Source organism: Actinomadura violacea (genome assembly GCF_017573465.1).
Taxonomy (GTDB): domain Bacteria; phylum Actinomycetota; class Actinomycetes; order Streptosporangiales; family Streptosporangiaceae; genus Spirillospora; species Spirillospora violacea.
On record NZ_JAGEPF010000031.1, the window covers coordinates 62,056 to 78,235 of the forward strand.

13 protein-coding genes and 2 pseudogenes are annotated in these 16,180 nt (G+C 71.3%); 4 read left to right on the plus strand and 11 right to left on the minus strand.

The annotated features are described in order from the left end of the window. The first annotated feature begins 149 nt into the window (after positions 1–149). The gene (locus tag J4709_RS40800) at positions 150–1,604 is read left to right on the plus strand and encodes a sensor histidine kinase (RefSeq protein WP_208249981.1); all 1,455 of its coding nucleotides are present in this window, start codon (positions 150–152) and stop codon (positions 1,602–1,604) included. On the opposite strand, the gene J4709_RS40805 is transcribed toward J4709_RS40800, so the two are convergent. Further along, positions 1,557–2,219: a response regulator gene (locus J4709_RS40805; protein ID WP_208250145.1), complete on the minus strand. Its 663-nt coding sequence runs from the start codon at positions 2,217–2,219 to the stop codon at positions 1,557–1,559. The genes J4709_RS40800 and J4709_RS40805 overlap by 48 nt on opposite strands. Positions 2,220–2,224: 5 nt before the next feature. After that, positions 2,225–3,406 (minus strand): sensor histidine kinase, encoded by a 1,182-nt coding sequence (locus tag J4709_RS55160; RefSeq protein ID WP_208249984.1) that lies wholly within the window; start codon positions 3,404–3,406, stop codon positions 2,225–2,227. 168 nt (positions 3,407–3,574) lie between these two features. Between J4709_RS55160 and J4709_RS40815 the strand changes: the two genes are divergently transcribed. Then, a complete protein-coding gene (locus tag J4709_RS40815; protein WP_208249986.1) occupies positions 3,575–4,303 on the plus strand; it encodes a hypothetical protein in 729 nt (242 codons plus the stop codon). A 30-nt stretch (positions 4,304–4,333) separates the two neighbouring features. On the opposite strand, the gene J4709_RS40820 is transcribed toward J4709_RS40815, so the two are convergent. From J4709_RS40820 to J4709_RS40835, 4 genes are all read right to left on the minus strand, one after another. Then, positions 4,334–5,116: an SDR family NAD(P)-dependent oxidoreductase gene (locus J4709_RS40820; protein WP_208249988.1), complete on the minus strand. Its 783-nt coding sequence runs from the start codon at positions 5,114–5,116 to the stop codon at positions 4,334–4,336. 119 nt (positions 5,117–5,235) lie between these two features. After that, a complete protein-coding gene (locus tag J4709_RS40825; protein WP_208249991.1) occupies positions 5,236–6,696 on the minus strand; it encodes an aldehyde dehydrogenase family protein in 1,461 nt (486 codons plus the stop codon). Positions 6,697–6,739: 43 nt separating this feature from the next. Beyond that, a complete protein-coding gene (locus tag J4709_RS40830; protein WP_208249993.1) occupies positions 6,740–7,822 on the minus strand; it encodes an amidohydrolase family protein in 1,083 nt (360 codons plus the stop codon). Further along, a complete protein-coding gene (locus J4709_RS40835) occupies positions 7,819–8,691 on the minus strand; it encodes a fumarylacetoacetate hydrolase family protein (protein WP_208249995.1) in 873 nt (290 codons plus the stop codon). Before J4709_RS40835 ends, J4709_RS40830 begins: the two co-directional genes overlap by 4 nt. Before the next feature lie 123 nt (positions 8,692–8,814). Here J4709_RS40835 and J4709_RS54050 point away from each other — a divergent pair. After that, positions 8,815–9,606 (plus strand): annotated as a pseudogene (locus J4709_RS54050) (amidohydrolase family protein); the annotation flags it as partial. A gap of 30 nt (positions 9,607–9,636) precedes the next feature. On the opposite strand, the pseudogene J4709_RS40840 reads toward J4709_RS54050, so the two are convergent. The 4 genes and pseudogenes from J4709_RS40840 to J4709_RS40855 form a co-directional block, all read right to left on the minus strand. After that, a pseudogene (locus J4709_RS40840) lies at positions 9,637–9,798 on the minus strand (2-oxo acid dehydrogenase subunit E2); the annotation flags it as partial. A gap of 147 nt (positions 9,799–9,945) precedes the next feature. Beyond that, positions 9,946–10,515 (minus strand): VOC family protein, encoded by a 570-nt coding sequence (locus tag J4709_RS40845; protein WP_208250000.1) that lies wholly within the window; start codon positions 10,513–10,515, stop codon positions 9,946–9,948. A 165-nt stretch (positions 10,516–10,680) separates the two neighbouring features. After that, complete coding sequence (locus tag J4709_RS40850) at positions 10,681–11,103, minus strand: hypothetical protein (protein ID WP_208250002.1); 423 nt, start codon at positions 11,101–11,103, stop codon at positions 10,681–10,683. A gap of 61 nt (positions 11,104–11,164) precedes the next feature. Then, positions 11,165–13,495: a thiamine pyrophosphate-binding protein gene (locus J4709_RS40855; RefSeq protein ID WP_208250003.1), complete on the minus strand. Its 2,331-nt coding sequence runs from the start codon at positions 13,493–13,495 to the stop codon at positions 11,165–11,167. A gap of 96 nt (positions 13,496–13,591) precedes the next feature. Here J4709_RS40855 and J4709_RS40860 point away from each other — a divergent pair, with 96 nt between their 5' ends. Then, positions 13,592–14,281, plus strand: a complete 690-nt coding sequence (locus J4709_RS40860) for a GntR family transcriptional regulator (RefSeq protein ID WP_307802003.1) — start codon at positions 13,592–13,594, stop codon at positions 14,279–14,281. Between the two features lie 65 nt (positions 14,282–14,346). Here J4709_RS40860 and J4709_RS40865 read toward each other — a convergent pair whose 3' ends face one another. After that, positions 14,347–15,672: an MFS transporter gene (locus tag J4709_RS40865; protein ID WP_232384821.1), complete on the minus strand. Its 1,326-nt coding sequence runs from the start codon at positions 15,670–15,672 to the stop codon at positions 14,347–14,349. Positions 15,673–16,180 lie beyond the last annotated feature (508 nt).

The following is a 16,180-nucleotide window of genomic DNA, read 5'->3' on the forward strand; positions in this document are numbered from 1 at the left end:
CGGGTGCGCGTGCTGATTCCCGCCCGGTGGTTTGGTCCCCGGGACGGGGGACACGGTTGGGGACAACTTTGCCCGGCGGCTCGTTCCCCTCCGGATCCTGCGGATACAGCCAACGTGAGCGGTTCGTTCGCTCGGGAAGGGTCGTGTCGGTGGACGTGCTGGGTTGGCCGCTCCGCGTGGTGGAGCGGCTGCCGCTTCGGACGAGTTCCGCGCTGGCCGCTGCCGGGCTGACCGCCCTGGAGGCGGCGGGCACGGCCATGCTGTTCCTCCGCAAGGCGGGCAGGGAGCGGGCCGTCCTTGCACGTGAACGGGGCGAGCTGACGGTCGACCAGGTGTTCCACCAGATGCTGCGCGGGCCGCTCGACCCCGCGCTGCCGAGCCGGTTCGGGAACGCGATGCAGGTCATCGACGCCGATGGCCGGATCCTTGCCGCGACGGAGGGCCTCCAGCACGGCCCGCCCCTCAGCCGGATCGTCCCGCCTCGTTCGCGGACGCAGATCGAGCGCCGGCTGCCCGGCCGTCGCCGCACCCGGCGCGGCCGCGGGACCGGGGACAGGATGCTGCTCGCGACCCGGATCCCCGCCGAGGTCACCCACCATCAGCACGGCAAGGCCCCGCTGATGATCTATCTCGCCTTTCCCCGGATCCCCTGGTTCGGGTCGCGGCGGCTGGCGGCGGCCACGGCGGTCGCGTCAATGGCCGCGTCCGCGACGGTGTTCGCGATCGTGTACCGCTCGACCGTCCGCGTCCTGGCCCCCATGGCCGGGATCCGCGACGAGTTCGCCGAGATCACCGCCACCGACCTGGCGCGCCGGGTCCCCGTGCCGGAGCCCGAGGAGCTCAAGGCCATGGCCGAGACCATGAACACGACCCTCGCGCGCCTGGAGACGGCCGTCAGCGATCTCCGCAAGCTCACCTCGGAGGCGTCCCACGACCTGCGCGGCCCGCTGACGTCGATCCACCTGCGGCTGGAGAACGCGCTCGACGAGCCCGAGGCCGACTGGCCGCGCGTGGCGGCCGACATCCTCGCGAGCGTGGAGCGCCAGGAAGCGATCGTGACCGACCTGCTCACCCTCACCCGGCTGGACACCGGCCAGCCCCTGCACCCGCAGCGCACCGACCTCGGCGCCCTGGTGGCCGCCGAGCTCCGCCGCCGCGAGCCCACCGACCGGATCCGCATCGTCGGGAAACTGGCCCAGCGGGTCGAGCTGGACTGCGACCGGCTGCTCGTCGACCGGCTGCTCGCCAACCTGCTCGACAACGCCCAGCGGCATGCCGACGGCCACATCGAGGTGACGCTGTCCGTGGAGACACCGCCGGGCGGGCCGGCGACCGCGGTCCTGGCCGTCGCGGACGACGGTGATGGCGTCCCGGCCGACCGGCAGGAGGAGATCTTCGAGCGGTTCATCCGCCTGGACGGCTCGCGCGAGCGCGACCCCAACGGCACGGGGCTGGGCCTGCCGATCTCCCGCGACATCGCCCGAGCTCACCACGGCACCCTCACCGTGGACTCCCGCCCTGGGCACGGTGCCCGCTTCACCGCCCGCTTTCCGCTTCTAAGGGGCGGCGGTGACGAGGCCGGACTCGTACGCGGTGATCACTAGTTGGGCGCGGTCGCGGGCATGGAGTTTGGTGAGCAGGCGGCCGATGTAGGTCTTCACGGTGGCCAGGCTCAGGTGCAGGTGGTCGGCGATCTCGGTGTTGGACAGGCCGCGGGCGACCAGGGTGAGGACCTGGCGCTCGCGGTCGGTGACGCCGTCCAGGGCGCGCGGGAGCGGACGTTCGGGCCCGGGCCGGCGGGCGAACTCGGCGATGAGGCGGCGGGTCACGGTGGGGGCCAGGAGGGCTTCGCCGGCGGCGACGACGCGGATGGCGTTGAGAAGGTCGGCCGGTGGGGTGTCTTTGAGCAGGAACCCGGCGGCGCCGGCGCGCAGGGCGGCGAAGACGTGGGCGTCCAGGTCGAACATGGTGAGCATGAGCACCCGGGCCTGCGGGGTGCGGGTGTCCTGGTGGATCTGGCGGGTGGCTTCGATGCCGTCCAGGCGGGGCATGCGCACGTCCATCAGGACGACGTCGGGCCGCAGGGTGCGGGCGAGTTCGACGGCTTCGGCGCCGTTGGCGGCCTCGCCGACCACGGTGAGGTCGGGGGTGGTGTCGATGAGGGCGTGGAAGCTGCCGCGCAGCAGGGCCTGGTCGTCGGCGACCAGGACGCGGACCAGGTCGGTCACCGGCCGCCGCCGTGGGGGTGCGGGAAGGTGGCGGTGACCGCGAAGCCGCCCTCGGGGCGGGGCCCGGCGGTGAAGGTTCCTCCGTACATCGCGACGCGTTCGCGCATGCCGACCAGTCCGTGTCCGCCGGAGCCGGGTCGCAGGACCGGGCGGGCCGTGCCGTCGTCGAGGACCTGGATGCCGACCTGCTGGGCCGTGATGTCCACCGTGGCCCGGCAGCGGGTGGGCGCGGCGTGCTTGACCACGTTGGTGAGGGCCTCCTGGACGATCCGGTAGACGGCGAGCTGGAGCGCTTCGGGAAGATCGTATTCGCCGGAGACGGTGAGTTCGATCTCGACTCCGGCGGCCCGGACGTGCTCGGCCAGGTCCTGCAGCCCGCCGAGGCCCGGCTGGGTGAGGTCGATGCCCGGCGCGGTGTCCCGGCGCAGCATGCCGAGAAGACGCCGCATCTCGGCCAGGGCGTCGCGGCTGGTCGTCTCGATCACTTGCAGCGCCTGGCGGGCCTCCTCGGGCCGCGTCTCGGCGGTGTGGTTGGCGACCCCGGCCTTGACGGCGATCAGCCCCATGCCGTGCGTGACCACATCGTGCAACTCGCGGGCGATCCGCAGCCGCTCGTCGGCCAGGATCCGGCGCGCCCGCTGCTCGGCCAGGCGGGCCGCGTGCCACCTGCGGCGCCGCAGCAGGTGACCGGTCAGCCAGCCGCCGGCGGGCAGCAGCCAGGCCGCGGCCGTCCAGCAGGCGGCCGCCACCACGCCGTACCGGGGATGGACGAGCTGGGCGATCGCCGCGGCGGCGGCCACGGCGGCCACGCTCGCGCCCAGCGCGCGGGCCGACCGCCGCGGAGGCTCGATGGACGCGACGGTGCACAGCACGAGCGCGGTCGCCGCGAACGGATCCCACAGCACGCCGGCCACGGCCGCGACGCACGACAGGGCCGCCGCCGCGGTCAGCGCCCGCCGGGGCCACCACCGCCGCACCGCGACGATCGAGCCCAGCGCGACCGCCACCAGGCAGGACGCCAGGAAGGGCAAGGTGAAGTCCGGCCGGTCCTTGAGCATGTTCCCGGCGACCACCACGTCCACCGCGACCACGACGACCGCCAGCGGCACGTCCAGGGCACGCAGCCGGCCCCGGCGCAGCAGCCGCGCCTGGCGGGCCGAGAAGTCGGCTTCATCCACCGGACGCACTTTATCGGCGCAGATCACTCGCCACATCAGCCCACAATGGATCATCCCCGGGGATGACCGCGCCGTCCTGCCGGCCGATGCCGTCCACGTCAGGCTGAACCAGGAATGTCGGCCCCGGGCCGATCCGCCGAGGCGTGCCGCGCGGGCAGCCTGTCGGCCATGTCCTCAACGCAACCCTCGACACACCTCGCTCCCGCGTTCCCGGGCCGGTGGCTCGCCGGGACCTCGCTGGTGCTCGGGCCCGTCCTGCTGCTGGCCGGGGTGCTCCTGCGGGGCAGGTTCCACTTCTTCTTCCCCGACCAGCTGGCCGCCTACGACCGGCACCCGACGCTGATGACGGCGTCCTACAGTTGCTTCGCGGCCGGAACCGTGGCGCTGTGCCCGGCCGTCAGCGCCCTGGTCACCCGCATCGGTGCCACCCGCCCGACCCTGGCGGCCTTCGGCGGCGGCCTCACCCTGCTGGGGCTGTTCGCCCGCACCTTCCACGCCGGAGCCGACCATCTGGCCTTCCAACTCGTCGACACACAAGGACGCCGGTCGGCCACCACTGCCGTCGCCGACTCCTACCAGGCGTTCCACATCTTCCAGTACGCCTCATTCGCGATCATGCTCGGATGGCTCGTGCTGGCGGTCGGAGCCTGGCGCTCCGGCGTGCTCGGCCTCGTGCGCTGCCTCGCACTGGCGCTCATGGCGCTCCTGCCCCTCGGGATCCTGAAGGGCACCACGCCCCTGTCGATCGGCGGCACGGCGGGACTGTGCGTCGCGCTCGTCCCGCTCGGACTCGCGACCCTCCGCGACGGCCCCCGCCCCAGCCGCAAATCGATGGCCTGGTTCGGCATCGCCGCCCTGGCGGTGACGACCTTGGGATTCGTCTCATCGCTGGGATGACCCACCGAGGGGTGTCCGGCGCGCCCGTGCTCAGACGCGCATGAGACCGCCGTCGGCGACGAGTGTCTGCCCGGTCATGAAGGCACAGTCGTCGCTCGACAGGAAGCAGACGGCGCCGACGATGTCGGTCGCGGATCCGACGCGTTTGATGGCCTGCATTTCAGCGACCGCCTGCAACACCTCGTCGCCGATGAAGGTCTGCCCGCCGGGAGTGCTGGACGCGGTGGGGCAGACCGCGTTGACGGTGATTCCATACGGTGCCAGATCGGTGGCCAGGGCTCGGGTGAAACCGACGACTCCGCCCTTAGCGGCCATGTACGGGACCATGTCCGGCACGGTCAGGCCGAGGGAGTTCGATGCGAGGTTGACGATGCGCCCCCACGAATTCTCGCGCATCGACCCCATCACGGCCTTCGCCATGAGGAACTGGGAATCGAGGTTGATGCTCTGAATGCGCTTCCACTCGGCGAAGTCGAGCTCCCAGACGTTCCTGAACGGGAAGATCCCGGCGTTGTTGACGAGGATGTCGATGCGGCCGGCGAAGGCGCGCATGTCGGCGGTGATGGCCTCGACCTGCTCCGGGTCGGCGAGGTCGGCCTGCAACGTGATGCCCTTCCGCCCGATCTCCCGGACGGCGGAGATGGTGTCTTCCGCGGCCTTGAGATCGACCGCGATGATGTCGGCACCCCGGCGGGCGAGTTCGAGGGAGATGGCGGTGCCGAAGCCGCCGGCCGCACCGGTGACGACGGCGACACGGCCGCTGTGGGACGAAGTCGTGGGCATCGATCGCTCCTGACCTGGCGCATGACGCATCGAAGGTGGATGGGGATGCCGCTCGGCACCCGGGTGGGTGAGGGCCTGATCGGATCCGGGTGGGGCTCGGTATCCGTTTCGTGCACGGCGGGGGCCCGCGGCCCCCGCCGTACGGACGTTCAGTGGGGGAGGGGCACGTAGTCCTGGGTGATCTGCTTGTACTCCAGGAAGTCCTCGATGCTGGCGAGACCCCCGAGGCGGCCGACGCCGCTGGACTTGAAGCCGCCTTCCTCGAACTCGATGGTCAGGTTGGCCCAGCTGTTGACGGAGATGAGGCCGGCGTCCAGCTGCCGGGCGACCCGCACGGGCCGGTCCACGTCGCGGGTCCAGATGCAGGCGCTGAGGCCGTAGTCGGTGTCGTTGGCCAGGGTCACGGCCTCCTCTTCGGTGTCGAAGATCTGGACCGTCTGGACGGGGCCGAACGTCTCCTCCTGGACGATGGGCAGCGTGGAGTCGCTCACCGACAGCAGGGTGGGGTGGTAGAAGGCGCCGCCGGCCAGGTCGGGGATCGTGCTCGGGCCACCGCGGACGATCGCCTTGGCGCCGGCGGCGAGGGCGTCCTCGACGGCGGCGTCGACGCGGGCGACGGACGCGGTGTCGATCATGGGGCCGATCTGGCTGGCCGGATCGGCGGCGGGCCCGGGCCGCACGTTCTCCAGCCGGTCCGCCAGCGCCGCGATCACCTCGTCGGCGACGCGGCGCTGCACCAGCACCCGGCTGCCGGTCATGCAGAACTGACCGGCGAACACGGTCGACGACTGGGCGGTGATGGCGACCGCGATGTCGAGGTCGGCGTCGTCGAAGACCAGGTGCGGGGTCTTTCCGCCGAGTTCGAGGCCGACCCGCTTGAAGTGGGCCGCCGCCTGCTGGGCGACGAGCCGTCCCGTCCTGGTGCTGCCGGTGAAGCTGATCACCGGCACCTGGGGCGACTCCACCAGCAGGCGCGCGACGTCGGACCCCGACTCGATGACGACGTTCACCGTCCCCGCCGGCAGTTCGGGGACGGTGGCCAGGATCTCGCACATGAGGGCGGCCGTCTGGGCGGCCTGGCCGGGCATCTTCACCACGGCGGTGCAGCCGGCGGCGAGCGCGGGCGCCAGGGCGCGGATGCACAGGTAGGCGGGGGAGTTCCAGGGCACGATGAGGCCGGCGACGCCGACGGGCTGGCGGATCGACATGGCCTGGCGGCCGGGGTGGGTGTCGGTCACGCGGCCGAAGGGGTGCACGGCGAGTCCCGCCGCGAAGCGCAGCGCGCGGACGATGAAGTGCGCTTCGAAGCCGGCTTCGGGACGAAGTTTTCCGTTCTCCCGGCAGAGGGTGTCGACGACGTCGTCCATGCGTTCGGCGTAGGCGTCGGCGAGGTGGCTCAGGGCCGCGGCACGCATCATCGGGTCGAGCCGCCAGGGGCCGGCGGTGAACCCGCGTGCGGCGGCCTCGATGGCGGCGAGTCCTTCCTCGACACCGGCGTCGGCGTAGGTGCCGATCACCTCGCCGGTGGCCGGGTTCAGGCTTTCGGACACCCGCGCCAACCCGGTCCACGCGCCGTCGATCCAGTGCTTGGCGTTGATCTGCTCATTCATGAGGTTCGTCCCTTGGGAAGGAGGAGGGGCGTCGGCCGCCGGTTCACCGGCCGGCTTGGCGGGGGGCGTGCTCCGTGCCGTTGCACCACACCCGCCGGACGTTCCGGGTGGCGGAGATGTCCGCCAGCGGATCGCCGTCGATCAGGAGCAGGTCGGCGCGGAGTCCCGGCTTGATCGTTCCGCGGTCGGTGAGGCCGAAATGGCGGGCGGGAAGCGAGGTGGCCGCTCGCAGCGCCTCGGCGGTGCTGAGGCCCGCCTGCACGAGCAGTTCCAATTCACGGTGGATGCCGCTGCCATGGGCGGGCTGGAAGGGGACGCCGGTCTGGGTGTTGGCGTCGGTCCCGGCCAGGATGGGCACGCCGGCCTGGTGAAGAAGGGCGACGCTGCGGACGGAGGCGTCGAAGGCCTCCGGCTTGCCGATGGCCGCGGCGATGCCTTCCATCATGGTCAGTGTCGGGACGGCGATGCGCCCCTGCGATGCCATGCGGGCCACGTCGGCGCCGTCGAGGGGCAACCCCAGCGGCACATGGGTGATCACGTCCGCGCCGGCGTCCAGGGCCATGCGGAACGCGCCGGGGGAGGACGCGTGCGCGACGGCCTTCTTCGCCGCGGCGTGCGCCGCGGTGACCAGGGCCTCGGCGGCCGCCCGGCCGGGGCCGCCCTCGCCGGGCGCCTCCAGGACGATCTTGATGTAGTCCGAGCCTTGCGCCACCTGGTCGGCGACGAACCGGGCGGCCTTGCGCGGGTCGTCGATGACGGCGTCCGCGGGCCTGCCGGGAATCTTGGAGTGGGGGCCGCCCGGGCCGATGGCTGGCGTGCCCGCACTGCGGATGTCGGTCAGTCCCGGTACGCCGCGCAGTGCTGCGAGCCGGTCGTGCGGCCAGGTCGCCATGTCCAGGCCGGTGGTGACGCCGTGGGAGCACAACCGCTCGAGCGTGTTCCGGTCGTGGAGATGGATGTGCGCGTCGATCAGCCCGGGCAGCAGGACGCCGCCCGCGGTGTCGATGACCTCGGCCCCGGTCTCGTCGGCGCCGATCGTGGTCCCGTCGACGACCACGGTGCACGGCCGTGACAACCGCGATCCGTCGAAGACCCGGACACCGGTCAGTGCTCGCCTGCCCTTCATGGCGTGCCGTCTCCAGCTGCGACGAAGGTGTGCCGCATCTCGCCGATTCCCTCGATGCTGCTGGTGAGGACGTCACCGGGCGTCAGCCACCGTTGCGGCTCGCGGCTCAACCCGACGCCGGCGGGCGTGCCTGTGAAGATGACGTCGCCGGGAAGCAGCGGGAGCGTCGCCGACAGCCGAGCCACCAGTGCGGGGACCGAGAAGATCAGGTTGCCGGTGCGGCTGTGCTGCATCTGCTCGCCGTTGATGGCGCAGCCGAGCTCCAGGTCGTTGGGGTCGTCAAGGTCGTCCAAGGTGACCAGCCATGGCCCGACCGGCCCGAAGCCGGGCAGGGACTTGCCGATGCTGAACTGCGGAGGCTGCGCCGCCACCTGCAACAGCCGCTCGGAGATGTCCTGGCCGACGGCGTAGCCCGCGACGTACGACAGCGCGTCGTCCGCGGCGACCCGGTAGGCGCGGCGGCCGATGACGGCGACGAGCTCGACCTCCCAGTCGTTGTGCCCGTCGGGAGGCAGCGCGATGGTCGCGCGGGGCCCGGTGATGCAGCTGGGGAACTTGGTGAACACCGGGGGTTCTCCGGTGGGAGCGTCGAAGCCGGATTCGGCGGCGTGGTCCCGGTAGTTCAGGCCGATGGCCAGCACCTGCCGAGGCTCGGGTGCCGGGGAGCCGAGTTCGCCCGGGTCGACGGCCGTCCCGCCGGCCAGATCGGCGGAGGCCGCCCAGGAGACGAACTCGTCCCACTCCTCATAGACGGCCTGCGGCCGGGAGCCGAACCGGCCGCCGCTGTTCTTCTCCACGTCGTAGGCGATCTCGGCACCCGGTTCACCGGTGACGATCACCAGGCGGCCGGACAGGTTGGCGATGCGCATGAGGCAGGTGTTCCTAACGATGGGACGGCTGAAAATTCAACATGATGATTATGCTCATTATTGGGCGAGTCGGCCGACCGCGCGCCATCCTGGCGGAGATGGCCGGCGCCGTGGAGCGCAGGGATGCCACCGCGTTCAGCGCGCCGACCCGCGGCTCCCGGGGCGCCGGCGCCGTCTCGCACGTCTCGTCACCGGACACAACGAACTCCGCTTCCCGGCCCCGGGCCCCAAGGTCCGCCGGACCGCTCCCACGACGACTTCGAGCAGCGAAAGCCAGCGGCTCAACCGTACGAGCTATATTTGATAACAGCAAGAGCATTGCATCCCGGCCGGTTCGGGGCGTTCGCCGCCGTACCGCTCGACGACCCCGACACGATGCTGGCCGAGATCGCATACGCGCTGGACGAGCTCGGCCTGGATGGGGTGCTGCTCAACTCCAACAGCCTCGGCCACTACTTCGGCCAGCCCTTCTACGAGCCCGTCCTGGCCGACCTCGACCGGCGGAAGATCCCGGTCTTCCTGCACCCGACCGACTGCCCGTACGTCGACGTGCTCGGGTTCGGCCGTCCCAGTTCGGTGTGCGAGTACCCCTTCGACACCGCTCGCAACATCGTCAACGCCATCTACACCGGCGCTTTTCAGCGCTATCCCGACCTGGCACTGATCCTCGCCCACTGTGGCGGCGTCCTGCCGGCCCTGGGCTGGCGCATCGCCGAACACACGACCATGGGCATTGGCCCCGGCGACGCCTCGATCGACCCCCGGCACGTCGCCGACGTCCTTCGTGGCCTGTACTACGAGACGGCGTTGGCCGGCGCCGCCCACTCTCTGCCCCCGACCCTCCAGGTCACCGATGCCGATCACGTGCTGTTCGGCACCGACTGGCCCGCCGCACCCGAGGCGACGGTGGACCGCAACATCGACAATCTGGTCGCTTTCGAGGGCGGTGAGGGTGAAGGTGCCGCCGGACAGCTCGTCCGGGTTGACCTTGTTGGTGCGGGTGCGGGTGCGGGTGCGGTCGGCGAGGTCGGCGATGCGCTGGGCGAGGCCGCCGAGGTTGAGCTGGCCGGCGTTGTGCACGACCGGGACCATCAGGCCGCGTTGGGGCGAGCTGGAGCATGGTGACGGAGACCGGCATGGCTCTCAGCGACTCCTCAAAGAAATGCGTTCGGGGCGGCGTCGCGGGCGAATCCGCGGCGCCGACCCTCTCTTCGGTTCAGATAGGCCCGGAAGTGCTTTTCGTGGCCGGCGAGCTCAGTGCGCTCCCAGAAGTACGCCCATCGGGTCCGGCAGGTCCGCCTTCTGGGACCAGGAGCGGTTCGTCAGCTCCTCGACGGAGGCGCCGGCCTTGCGGGCCTTGAGCAGTTCCTCGGGGTCGAACGCCGGCCCCACCGAGTCGGCGGCGTATTCGGGGCCGTGCATGTAGTGCGTGGCGTCATCGGGCTCGGCGAAGTTGTCGATCTGCATCTCGACGAAATTGCCGTCCGGGTCGCGGTAGTACATCGAGGTCGTGACGCCGTGCGCGATGGACACGGCGGGCGTGATCCCCCGGTCGCGCAGCAGGACGTAGCGGTCGAGGAGACCGTCGAGGTCGTCGAAGGTGTAGGCGACATGGTGCATGCAGGCGGTCGTGGGCGTCTTGCGCTCCAGGGGCATGGGGGGACTGAGCAGTGCGATCCGGTGGTGCTCCTCATCGAAGGTGATGAAGCTCAATACCTCGTCCTCGTAGACCACGTGCCCGTCCAGAACGGTGCAGTACCAGTCCCGCATCGCGGCGGGCTGGCCGGTCTGCAACACGACGTGCGCGAATTTCGGGGTCGGCATCGCAGGGTCCTCCTCTTCGCCGACGGGTCGGTCACCGGTCGGCCTTGTGCTGTGATGCAAGGCACACGCTAGTCTCTATATTTGATAACAGCAACCGTGAGCTGCGCATTTTCCAGATTGGGTGTAGTTACCGCATTCGCCCGGCCGCGGGAGGGCGTCGCCTTGTCAGGCGACCTCGGCGCCCTCCTCGCGGGCCAGTCGCCAATAGGCCTGCCGGACGGCCGGCAGCAGCCGGGCGGCGGCCGTGGGATCGGCCCGCTCGGTGCGGAGTTTGAGGATGTCACCGTTGCGCCGGTCGGCCGGGACGTCCTCGCCGCGGGCGGCGACCAGCGTGTGGAAGTGCCGGTGGTTCTCGCCGAAGACCAGCAGGTACGTGGCCGGGGCGCCGGTGGCTTCGGTGACGGCCGCGACCAGGTTCCTCGCGCGCCGGCCGAAGGTGACCAGCTCGGCGTCGTCGAGACCGGTGATGAGGTCGGCGTGGCGCCTGGCCCGCAGGATGAACCAGCCGGGCACCTCGTACCCCGGGACGATCTCCGCGGCCCACAGGGGGTCGCTGAAGACGCGTGCGCTCTCGTGGGCGTGCTCCATTTCGCACATCAGGCACGGGTTCTGTGTACCGGTGTCCTTCACATTTCCCCTTTCGGGAGGTTCAGCGCAGGTCGAGGGCCGCTGCCACGATGCTGTCGGTGTCGATGCGGTGGTGGCGGTACACCTCGTCGAGGTTGCCGGACTGGCCGAACCGGGTCACCCCCAGGTGGCGCGCGCGGACGTTGTTCACCGCGGCCAGGAACGCCAGCGTGTGAGGATGCCCGTCCAGCACGGTGACCAGTGGGGTGCTGCGGTGGGCGGGGAAGGCGGCGTCCAGGATCCAGCTCGGACCCTCTGCCTGGCCGGAGCGGTTCTGCAGCGCCTCGAAGAGCAGCCCGGGGCTGGTCACGCACACGACGTCGGCGGGCATGCCCGATGCCGACAGCCGGTCGGCCGCGGCCAGTGCTTCGGGCAGCAGGGCGCCCATGGCCGCGATGGTCACCGCGGGCGCTTCGGCGGCGCGGTGTATCGGGTACGCCCCTGCGACGACCTGGCGGCGTCGGTGCTCCCTGGCGGCCGGGTCCTCTGGGACGGCGGCGAGGGACTGGTCGACGGGACGGGTCGACAGCCGCAGGTAGGCCGATGTGCCGTCCGGGCGGCCGAGCCGCGCCAGCGAGGCCAGCAGCGTCCATTCGACGTCGATGGCGAAGGCGGGCTCGTAGGTGATGCAGCCCGGCTGCTCCAGGCCGACCGACGGCGTGGTGATCGACTGGTGCGCACCGCCCTCGGGTGCGAGCGAGACTCCGGACGGGGTGCCGACGAGGATGGACTGGCCGCCCGCGTAGATGCCGAACGACCAGGGTTCCAGCGCCCGCTCGACGAACGGGTCGTAGAGGACGCCGATCGGCAGCAGCGGCCGTCCCCAGCGGCTCCAGGTCGCACCGAGCTCGCCGAGCAGCCCGACCAGGTTCGTCTCCGCGATGCCCAGCTCCAGATGCTGGCCGGACGGGCGCTCGCGCCAGTGCAGGATCGTCTCGGGGTCGTCGTCGAACCAGTCCCGCCGCTCGCGCGCCGACCAGACGCCGACCTTGTTGACCCAGCCGCCGAGGTTGGTGGAGGAGCTCACGTCCGGGCACAGCGTGACGACCTGCCGCGCGGCGTCGGGAGCGGCGCGGGTGAGGTCGAGCAGGGTGCGGCCGAGCGCGGCCTGGGTGGTCGTCCGTCCGTTCGGCGTCCGGCCGATGTCGGCGGGGAGCGGCGCGACCGCTCCCGCGGGGACCGGCGCCCGGTCCAGGCGCAGTGCGGTCTCGGCGCACAGCCGCCCGGCCGCCGAGTCCGGGGCGAAGCGGGCCCAGGGCTCGTCCGGCGACATGCCGACCCGCTCTGCGAGCGCGGCGAGCTGCTCGGCCGACAGCAGTGACGAGTGGTTCTGGGGATGCCCTTCGCTGGCCAGCCCGTACCCCTTCACCGTGTAAGCGAAGATCACGGTCGGCCGGTCGTCGTCGATGGCGCCGAGCGCGCCGCGGAGCGCGTCCAGGTCATGGCCGCCCAGGTCGCGGACCGCCGCACGGACGGCCTCGTCCGGAAGGGCGTCCAGCAGGGCCCGCACCGCGGCCGCGTCCGGCCCGGATCCGGGCAGCCGCTCGCGCAGCTGTTCGGCGGGGCACCTGAGCAGCCGCTGGTACTCCGGGTTCGGCATCGTGTCCAGGCGCCGCCTGAGCGCCTCCCCGCCGGGCCTCGCGAACAGGTCCTCCAGAAGGCGCCCGTACTTGACGGTGATGACCTGCCAGCCGGCCGCGTCGAACATGCCCTGCAGGCGGGTCGCGCCGATCTCGGGCACGACGCGGTCCAGCGACTGCCGGTTCAGGTCGACGATCCAGCACACTTCGCCGAGCTCGCCGACCATGGGGTCCAGGATCGCCTCCCAGCAGGCCCCCTCGTCCAGTTCGGCATCACCGACCAGGGAGAACTGCCGCCCCGTCCCGGCGCCGCCGCCCTTGGAGTCGACGTAGCGGCGAGCCAGCGCCCCCCAGATCGGGGCCGTCGCGCCGATGCCGACCGAGCCGGTGGAGTAGTCGACGACGTCCGGATCCTTGGAACGGCTCGGGTAGCTCTGCAGCCCTCCGAAGGCGCGCAGCGTGGTGAGGTACTCCTCTTCGAGACCGCCCAGCAGGTAGTTGATCGCGTGCAGGACCGGCGATGCGTGCGGCTTGACCGACACGCGATCCGCCGACGTCAGGCATTCGAACCACAGCGCGGTCATGATCGTCGCCATCGAGGCGCTGGAGGCCTGGTGCCCGCCGACCTTCAGGCCTGAGGGGTTGGGGCGCTGCCGGTTGGCGTGATCGATGATGGCGGTGGAGAGCCACAGCACCCGATCCTCTACCTGGCGCAGAGCTTCGATGCGTTCCGCTTCGAAGCGCGGCAGGGACGTCATCGTCGCGTTCGTCATGATCACCTCCGGTGTTATCACATATAGCATGCCAGGTCGCAGGGTCTGATCGCTATAGTTGATATCGACCTACTGACCGCGAACGAGGGATCCGACGTGGCGACACCGCGGGGGGCCGTCCGGCCCATCACGGCCCGATCGGTGGTCGATCAGGCCACCGACGAACTGCGCCGCGCGATCCTGGCCGGCACGCTCGCTCCCGGCGAGGAGTACTCGCTGCGCGAGCTGGCCGGCATGCTGGACATCAGCTTCATCCCGATCCGGGAGGCGCTCCGGATCCTGGAGAGCGAGGGCCTGGTCATCTCGCGGCCCGGCCGCAGCACGGTCATCGCCCCGCTCGACCTGGACGACCTGCACGGGATCTACCGGCTTCGGCGGACCCTCGAGCCGGAGATCGCCAGGCGCTCCTGCGTCCTGCTGACCGACGAGGAGCTGGACGCGCTGGACGCGCAGGCCGCCGGGTTCGGCGTCCGGGAGCACGGCATGGCCGACATCTACGAGGGGCACCACGCGTTCCACCTCGCGCTCCTTGCACCCGCCGCGACGACCTGGGACATCCGGATCCTGACCACGCTCTGGCGGGCCGGTGAACGCTACATCCGGATCGGTTTCGGCAAGCTCGATCCGGATCCGGCCGAACACGAGCGTCGCGGGAAGGCGCACGTGGACCTCGTCGCGGCGTTCCGCTCCCGCGACCCGGACACGGCCGCCGCGGGCATCGAACAGCATCTGTCGCGCAACGAGCAGATCGCTCTCGGCGCCCTCGGGGACACGCCCCGTTCCTGACCGCTGCGCCGGCTCGGCTGTTCCGCTCAACGGGGGCGGGCCTTGGCCGGCCCCCGTAGAGGCGGCTACGGGATGACGGGCGCGGCCTCATGCGTGGGGACCGCCTCCCCGGCGGGAGGGGAAAGCCTGCGCGGCAGTAGCGCGAGCGTCGCCGCGCCGAGCACGGCGGGCACCATGAAGGCCACGAACCCGGCCTTGGGCGAGGCGATCACGGCGGTGACGGCCGCGACGTAGCTCGGACCGGCGATGGCGCCGATGCGCCCGACGCCGAGTCCGAAGCCCAGACCCGTGCCGCGCAGCCGGGGCCGGTAGAAGGCGGTCATGCAGGAGATCAGCAGGTTCAAGCCGTTCAGCGAGCCGAGGCCGGCCAGCGCGGACACCACCAGCAGCACCGGGCGCGGCTGCGGCGTGCTGAGCGCGAACAGCGCCACGGCGGCGAGCAGGAAGCTGCCCAGGGTGACGGACTTGAGGTGACCGCGGTCGGCCGGCAGCGAGACGCCGAGACCACCGGCCGACGCCCCGACGGTGAACGCGATCGAGAACTCCAGCGACGAGCTGAGGTCGTAGCCGGACTTCATCATCACCGTCGGCAGCCACGACGTGGTGCTGAAGACCAGCACCATGCTCATGAACGAGGTGATCGCGAACAGGACGGTTCCGCGCCGGCTCCCGGGGGCGAACAGTTCGGCGAGACCGGCCCGTCCGTGTCCGGCCCCGCCGGCGTGCGCGGCGTGCGCGGTGTCCGCGTCGGCCGCCCGCCCGGCGGGCACCATCCGCCAGATCACCGGGACGAGCAGGCCGGGCACCGCGCCGAACAGGAACAGCCACTGGAAGTGCAGGCCGGGAAGCAGCAGCCTGCCGAACAGCCCGGAGAGGGACCCGCCGACGGGGACGAAACCGAGGACGATGGCCAGGTGCAGCGTCCGGCGCCGCGGCGGTGCCCCGTCCGTGGCATAGGCGCTGACCAGCGGTGCGAGCGCGCCGATGCCGAGGCCGGTGCAGAAGCGTCCCGAGGCGAAGAGGGCGAGGCCGGGCGCGATGGCGGTGCCGAGCATGGACAGCGAGATCCAGGCCATGGCAAGGGCCAGCGGCGTGCGCCGGCCCATGCGGTCCGCCGCCCAGCCGGCCAGCACCGACCCGAACGGCATGCTCAGGGCGGTCACGCTTCCGAGCATCCCGAGCGTTCCGGAACCGGCGCCCCAAGGCGCGTAGTGCAGCAGGCTCGGGCCGACGGTTCCGAGCGCGTACAGGTCGTAGCCGTCCACGAGGAAGATGAGGCAGCCGAGTATCAGGACACCCGTCTGCCGTCTCCCGTAATCAGCATGATGATTATGGAGATGATGAATGCAGGCTAGATCCGAGTCAAGAGGGCTTGCCAGACTAATGTGCATGGTTAATTTGATGACCGTCGCACCTCTCGGCAACAGCGACTCGCGCTGCCGTCGAGCCTGCCGGGTGGTGAGTGAAGAGAAAGATAAGGGCGTCCGAAATACGGATCCAGGCCAGGTATTTCGGCCCGCCTTCGGGTGTCGGTCCCTCGTTCTGGTCGGTGCACTGAGCCGCCGGTCGCTCGGCCCCGACCAGCAGGCTTCGCTTCCCTGGGGGCCGCCGGCGGCCGGTGTGCGGCAGGTGCCGGAGCGTGCGGCGACCCGGTTCCGGGGGATCGGAGGCGAAGTCGGGTCTTGTTGTTATCAAATATCACGGCTACCTTCAGGGCGGCGCACAGAGGCTCCCGGTCCCGCCCTCCGGTAGGCGGACACCGGGGCCGCCGCACCGATCGCCGGCGCCACCGCCGCGTGCGGCATCGCGATCGGACGAACCCGCCCTTCTCCGCTACACCCGCGCCGGCAGGTCGAAACAGGCGGCCGGGGTTCGTCAGGCGAGGCCGTCGACCCCGCC

Bases quoted from the DNA above. Each gene is read 5' to 3' on its own strand.
- J4709_RS40815 (WP_208249986.1), top strand. From the start codon at position 3,575: ATGTCCTCAACGCAACCCTCGACACACCTCGCTCCCGCGTTCCCGGGC.
- J4709_RS40820 (WP_208249988.1), bottom strand. From the start codon at position 5,116: ATGCGTCATGCGCCAGGTCAGGAGCGATCGATGCCCACGACTTCGTCC.
- J4709_RS40825 (WP_208249991.1), bottom strand. From the start codon at position 6,696: ATGAATGAGCAGATCAACGCCAAGCACTGGATCGACGGCGCGTGGACC.
- J4709_RS40830 (WP_208249993.1), bottom strand. From the start codon at position 7,822: ATGAAGGGCAGGCGAGCACTGACCGGTGTCCGGGTCTTCGACGGATCG.
- J4709_RS40835 (WP_208249995.1), bottom strand. From the start codon at position 8,691: ATGCGCATCGCCAACCTGTCCGGCCGCCTGGTGATCGTCACCGGTGAA.
- J4709_RS40845 (WP_208250000.1), bottom strand. From the start codon at position 10,515: ATGCCGACCCCGAAATTCGCGCACGTCGTGTTGCAGACCGGCCAGCCC.
- J4709_RS40850 (WP_208250002.1), bottom strand. From the start codon at position 11,103: ATGGAGCACGCCCACGAGAGCGCACGCGTCTTCAGCGACCCCCTGTGG.
- J4709_RS40855 (WP_208250003.1), bottom strand. From the start codon at position 13,495: ATGACGAACGCGACGATGACGTCCCTGCCGCGCTTCGAAGCGGAACGC.
- J4709_RS40865 (WP_232384821.1), bottom strand. From the start codon at position 15,672: ATGCACATTAGTCTGGCAAGCCCTCTTGACTCGGATCTAGCCTGCATT.